This window comes from Novacetimonas maltaceti (assembly GCF_002906255.1).
Classification (GTDB): Bacteria; Pseudomonadota; Alphaproteobacteria; order Acetobacterales; family Acetobacteraceae; genus Novacetimonas; species Novacetimonas maltaceti.
Genome location: NZ_POTC01000089.1, coordinates 1 through 6,230, shown reverse-complemented (window position 1 = coordinate 6,230; position 6,230 = coordinate 1). Strand labels below are relative to the sequence as shown.

Annotated in this window: 4 protein-coding genes; 2 read left to right on the top strand and 2 right to left on the bottom strand. The window is 59.0% G+C overall.

The features are described 5' to 3' along the window. Positions 1 to 552: 552 nt before the first annotated feature. Positions 553 to 1,116, top strand: a complete 564-nt coding sequence (locus tag KMAL_RS15765) for a hypothetical protein (RefSeq protein WP_146044249.1) — start codon at positions 553 to 555, stop codon at positions 1,114 to 1,116. A 57-nt stretch (positions 1,117 to 1,173) separates the two neighbouring features. Here KMAL_RS15765 and KMAL_RS15760 read toward each other — a convergent pair whose 3' ends face one another. Together KMAL_RS15760 and KMAL_RS15755 are read right to left on the bottom strand one after the other, a co-directional pair. Beyond that, entirely contained in the window at positions 1,174 to 2,649 is a 1,476-nt protein-coding gene (locus KMAL_RS15760; RefSeq protein WP_110096447.1) for an FAD-dependent monooxygenase, read from the bottom strand. 217 nt (positions 2,650 to 2,866) lie between these two features. After that, complete coding sequence (locus tag KMAL_RS15755) at positions 2,867 to 3,880, bottom strand: zinc-dependent alcohol dehydrogenase family protein (protein ID WP_110096446.1); 1,014 nt, start codon at positions 3,878 to 3,880, stop codon at positions 2,867 to 2,869. Positions 3,881 to 4,234: 354 nt separating this feature from the next. Between KMAL_RS15755 and tkt the strand changes: the two genes are divergently transcribed. Continuing rightward, the gene (tkt, locus tag KMAL_RS15750; protein ID WP_239020181.1) at positions 4,235 to 6,148 is read left to right on the top strand and encodes a transketolase; all 1,914 of its coding nucleotides are present in this window, start codon (positions 4,235 to 4,237) and stop codon (positions 6,146 to 6,148) included. Positions 6,149 to 6,230: the final 82 nt, after the last annotated feature.

Genomic DNA, 6,230 nt, shown 5'->3' with positions numbered 1-6,230 from the left:
CCATCTGGTCCGGGGTTAACCCCGGACCAGATGGCCAACAGCAACGCCGTCAGAAGGGCGGCATAACAACAACCGGGTATAGCTTATCAAGCCCGCAAAACTGTCCGAACGGACGGGACCACCTCAGGCATCTTCTCCAAAATCGGAAGAAATTCGGGATTTACGACATTCTTCGGCATGATGAACCAGATCCTCTTTCTCTCAGAAACCGGCAAGCAGGGCCGGCTCCCGTCAGGAAGGACCGTCGCTCTCCTCCACGTGATCAACCATGAGGGAAATCAAATATTCTCCTGCACAGGTGAATATAAAATATAAAACCATACCATTTTCTTATCTTTTATATTTATCATATTGATTACTTCATTTGAAAATATGTGACATTCTTATATTCTATATGAAATATCCGCTCTTTACCGGGAGCTTCGTGATGCCCCTCTCCCCAGAGACCTGCGCACGCCAACCCTTGTCGAAGCATTTTTGACGCACCATATTTCCTGCGTCGTCCGACACTGCTCATCAGACACTGAGGATTCCAAGATGCATTTTTCTCAGATGGTTCGATCTGGCGCCTTGGTCGCCACGCTTGCTCTCGGCGCGGCTACGATGCCAGCACAGGCACAGGATACGCTGCGCGTTGTTGACGCACGGGGACATCAGGTTGGCATTCTGGTTCCGGCCCCCGACATCTCCGACGCCGCCGAGAGCTCCGACATCGCGATGTTCGATGCCCTTGATCGTATGATGGCGCGGGACATGGCCGCCATGGAGGCGACCCACCGCGAACTGCTGGCGCACCTGAACCGCCCCCTGCACACTATGCCGGCCGTTGACCACAATGCGACGAACCAGAGTGCGTCGTGGCAGGGTTTCGAGGTCGTCAGCATCGGCGGCCCGAACGCATCCTGCACGCAGACCGTCACGATGACATCCAATGGCCGATCTGCGCCGGTCATTCATACATCCAGCACGGGAGGTAATGCCTGTGCGGCCCTTGCAGCACCCGTATCGGTTGGGAAAACCGAGCGTAAAGACACACGCGCCCCGGACCTTGTCCCTGCCGTGGACACGCATGCAGTGACCCCGGATGAGGACACCCATCGCGGCAGGCCCCTGTAAGGCCAGCGGCGGCCTGGCATTGTCAGGCCGCATGCCTTCCCGTCCCGTCCTGCTGCTTTACCTTGATGATGAGGCTTCTGCTGCCATGCCATTCAGGGCGGCCTCGATTTCCGTCCAGTTCCCACGTTTCGCGACAACGGCGACGTAACCATCAGGCCGCACCAGCCAGATACCATGTTCATCCGGTGGCGGGCACATTCCGGGCATCAGCAAGGATGAATGACGCGCGATCATGCCCCGCGCCTCGGCACTGTCCGTGGCAGCAAGCACGAAGCGGGGCGTATCGTCACTCCTGAAACATCGTTCCAGACACAGGCGTTGTCCCGGTCCGGGGCCGCGCAGACCACGCGATGTCCCACCATTGAGCGGGCTGTCAGGATAGCCGATCAGGATGCCGGACAGTCGACTGGCGACGGCGTGACGGATCGCCGGAATCCTGAAAACCTGTTTTACGACAAGGTTGCGCACCCGCTGCGCCAGATGTGGCCTGAGCAGGACCATTCGGGTCATACGGCCAGACTCCGCCAGTATATGCCGCGCCACACCGCTGCGTTCGCTGCTGTAACTATCCAGCAAAGACGGCCTGGCTGCCTGCTGCGCCACAAGCGCCAGTTTCCAGGCGAGGTTGAAGGCATCCTGCATGCCCATGTTCATGCCCTGACCGCCCGCCGGACTGTGGATATGGGCCGCATCGCCGGCCAGAAACACATGCCCCCTGCGATAATCATGGACCTTGCGTTCATTGACCCCGAAATCCGACAGCCACACCGGATCGGACAGGCGGATCCCGCCTGGCCCCCGCCGCTCGACGATCCCCTGCATTTCCCCAAGGTCCGGCATATGTACTGCAACCGATCCAAGATCGGCGATGATCCGATAACGGTCCCGCGATATCGGAAAGAACATGACAGCCCCATCGGGGTGCCAGAAAATCGCCGGTTCGTCAGGCGGAATGGCAAGACCCGCCACGCGCACATCGGCAATGACAAACCCCGTACGCAGCGTATCCCCCTCGAATGGCAGGCCCAGTCTGCCGCGCACAAAGGAATGCGCACCATCACAACCGATAAGCCACGCTGCCTCCAGCGTCTCCGTCCTGCCGCCAGCATGGCTGAGCGTGCATGAAACACCGTCATCCCTGTCAACGAAGTCCGTCAGTTCAGTTCCGCGCTCGACAGTTCCGCCCAGGGTCCTGAGATGCTCTTCCAGCAACCGTTCGGTTTCCGACTGTGGAATCATCAGCAGGTAATTGAAGGGAGAGGCAACTGTCCCGAACGGAATTCTGGCGAGTGTCCTGCGACCGGCGTGAAGACTGACGGCTTTTGCATGTAGTCCGGCGGCCACAAAAGCGTCCGCACCGCCCGCGACCTCAAGCAGTTCGAGGGTTCGGGACCAGATGGCCAGGGCCCGGGACTGGGTGGTGCGGGTCGGCAATTTGTCGACAATCCTGACCGGCATGCCATAGCGAACCAGTTCGGCAGCCATTGTCAGGCCGACGGGCCCCGCACCGATAACAAGAACGGGCTTCGACATGGTTTCTGTCCGACCGAAAAGAACTGTCCGGTCATACGGGCAGTTGTCCCCACGTTAACGCCAGACAGGTCCGGATCGTTCCTGTCGGCCCAAACGCCATGGGCCGCACTGGGCCAATGCCAGATTTGTGGAACTGTCGCTTTCTTTTCTCTCCCAAAAGGACGGATTGATCCTCTCGACTGGATCAATCCGTCCATAATGAAAAGAGTGGCCTAGCTTATTTCTGGCAATCAAGGCATATCTTGCCGAAATGCCGATTACTTTCCTGATATCTGAAGGCTTCCACAATATTTTCCAGCGGAAATGTACGGTCGATGATGGGCCGGATGGAATGGCTGTCAAATGCCTTTATCATTGCCTGCTGATCCGCACGACATCCGACAAGAACACCCTGCAGGCAGAACTGCTTCAGTAACATCGGCACAATTTCCAGCTGACCTGAAACCCCGCTAAGGATGCCGATGGTGGAAATATGTCCCCCCACCCTGATGGCTTCCATTGATTGCTCAAGGGTTCTGGGGCCGCCAACTTCGACAATATGGTCGACCCCTTTCCCGCCGGTCAGTTCCCAGGCTGTCCTGCCCCATACGGGATCGTGCCGATAATTGATCACGTGATCTGCGCCAAGGTCGCGCAGGCGCTCAAGCTTCTCGTCACTCGACGAGGTCGCGATCACTGTCGCCCCGGCCATCTTGGCGAACTGAAGCGCGAATATAGATACACCACCCGTCCCCTGAACCAGCACGGTAGCGCCTGGCTTGATCCGATCATCGACGAACAGGGAGCGCCATGCGGTCAGGCCGGCCGTGGTCAGTGTCGCGGCCTCGGCATGGGTCCAACCCTGCGGGGCATGCGTAAATGAGGTCGCGGGCGCCGTGACTTCTTCGCGCGCATAACCATCAATCCCATCGCCCGGCACCGTCGCAAATCCGATTACCTGCGGTGCGCCCGCAAGCCAGGTAGGAAAGAAAGTACTGACCACCCTGTCGCCGGGCGCGAACTCCGTAACACCTGCGCCGACTTCAATCACTTCGCCAGCACCGTCCGCCATGGGAATACGCGGAACACTCGGCCCCCACATGCCGCTTACAACGGCATAATCATGATAATTGAGCGATGAGGCATGCAGCTTTACCCTGATCTCACCTTGAGCAGGCGCCCTTTCCGCCTGCTCGGTGATGGTCACATTCTCAAACCCACCAGGAGGCTGCACCACTATTGTCCTGACCATGACCGGTTTCTCCTTTCTGCTCTCATGACCGGGATATCAGAGGCAGCGGATCATTTCCAATATCCGGGGTTTGTAGCGATAAGAATGACGGAAAGGCAGGATAAGTCTCGGGTTGCGGCAGCCTGCCACTCCTTGAGCCTCCCCTATGGATTTTCGAGCAGATGCCAGAGCCTGCAAACGCCTTCGCCCGTCCGTGCGTTGGGGATGTGGAGGCACGCGCGTCTGGCTTCACGAATTTGAAGTCATGCGCACACAGATAACTTGAGTGCACGATCAGGTTAAAGGGAAATTCCTCCATTACACAGGATCGGATCCTGCATCCGTCCGATCCGACGATGCGGAAGGATATGAACCATGAATGATCCCTCAGTCTCCGCGCCCAAAAGCGTTCCGACGCCGCGCGACCCGCACCTTCGCGACATGGCCGACTGTATTCGCGCCCTGTCCATGGATGCGGTGCAGCAGGCACAGAGCGGGCATGCCGGCGCGCCCATGGGAATGGCGGATATCGCCACGATCCTCTTCAGCGAGTTCATGCAGTTTGATGCCGCGGACCCGCACTGGATCGACCGGGACCGCTTCATTCTGTCAAACGGTCACGGTTCGATGCTGTTATACAGCCTGCTCTACCTGACCGGCTACAAAGACATGCCGATCGAGGAAATCAGACGGTTCCGTCAGGTAAACAGCAAGACCCCGGGCCATCCGGAATATCGGCATGCCGATGGTATCGAGCTTACGACGGGGCCTCTCGGTCAGGGTGTTGCGGAAGCTGTCGGTATGGCGCTGGGCGAACGCATCATGAACGCTTCGTTCGGTGATGATCTGGTCAATCACTACACCTACGTTTTCATGGGCGACGGTTGCCTGATGGAAGGCATCAGCCAGGAAGCGATCTCGCTGGCCGGACACCTGAAGCTCGGTCGATTGATTGCCTTTTGGGACAACAATTCGATTTCGATCGACGGAGCAACGCGTCTTGCCGTGTCTGACAATGAACCGGAACGCTTCAGGGCCTCCGGATGGCACGTCCTGGAGATTGATGGTCACGACACGGATGCGATCCGGGCCGCCATCATGACGGCGCGTGCGGTGACGGACCAACCGACGATGATTGCCTGCAAGACGATCATCGGCTTCGGCCTTCCGACCAAGGCGGGCACGCAGAAAGCCCATAGCGACGCGCCCGGCGAGGAGGAAATCGCAGGTGCCCGTAAGCTCCTCAACTGGAATTCACCCGCCTTCGTTATTCCTGAGGCCCTCTTGAAGGAGTGGCGTGCGATCGGTGCCAAGGGCGCCGAGGCACGCGCCACGTGGGCCGAAAGAGTAAAAGCAGCCCCAGAACCGTTGCGACAGGAGTTCGAGCGCCGTAACGACGGCCTGCTCCCGACGAACTGGAAGCAGGCGATAGCCGACGCAAAGACGGAGTTCGTCAACAGCGGCAGGGAAATGGCAACCCGCGCGGCGAGTGGCGCCGTACTGAACCACCTGTTCGCGGCCATCCCCGAATTGCTTGGCGGTTCGGCAGACCTGACACCATCCAACAACACGAGGGCGACCGGACAGATCGACATCGAACCCGGAAAGTATGCAGGCTCCTATATCCACTATGGCGTTCGCGAACATGGCATGGCGGCGGCGATGAACGGCCTCGCGCTCCATGGTGGCCTGATCCCCTATGGAGGCACCTTCCTGTGCTTCTCCGATTACTGCCGTCCGGCAATCCGTCTTGCGGCGATGATGCGCATTCGCACGACATTCGTGATGACGCACGATTCCATCGGTCTGGGCGAGGATGGCCCGACCCATCAGCCAGTCGAGCATCTTGCGGCACTTCGGGCCATTCCCCATCTCGGCGTCTACCGACCGGGCGACCCCGTGGAAACGGCCGAGTGCTGGGAACTCATCCTCGAACAGCCACGCCGCGCCGCGCTGCTTGCCCTTTCGCGGCAACCGATGCCCCTGCTGCGGAAGGACGCCGGGACCGAGAACAGGTCCGCCCGGGGGGCTTATGTGCTGCACGAGGCCGAGGGGGGAGCGCGCACGCTGACCCTTATGGCGACGGGGTCCGAATTGCATCTCGCGGTGGAAGCCAGGGCCGTCCTGCAGAACGAAGGGATACCCACGGCAGTCATCTCCATGCCCTGCCGACTGCTGTTCGAGGAGCAGGACGCCGCGTACAAGAATGCTGTCATGGGGGAAACCCCGGCGCGCGTTGCCATTGACGCGAATTTCTCACACTTGAGGAAATTTTGGGTTATTTTGTAGAATTCAGTCATCCCACAGGAGCCCGATCTGGAATATTGACGATATTCTACTTCTGGCGGCGGGTTCTGAACGCAGTGAGGGT

Coding starts and splice junctions, on each gene's coding strand:
- KMAL_RS15765 (WP_146044249.1), top strand. CDS start 553: ATGGTTCGATCTGGCGCCTTGGTCGCCACGCTTGCTCTCGGCGCGGCT.
- KMAL_RS15760 (WP_110096447.1), bottom strand. CDS start 2,649: ATGTCGAAGCCCGTTCTTGTTATCGGTGCGGGGCCCGTCGGCCTGACA.
- KMAL_RS15755 (WP_110096446.1), bottom strand. CDS start 3,880: ATGGTCAGGACAATAGTGGTGCAGCCTCCTGGTGGGTTTGAGAATGTG.
- tkt (WP_239020181.1), top strand. CDS start 4,235: ATGAATGATCCCTCAGTCTCCGCGCCCAAAAGCGTTCCGACGCCGCGC.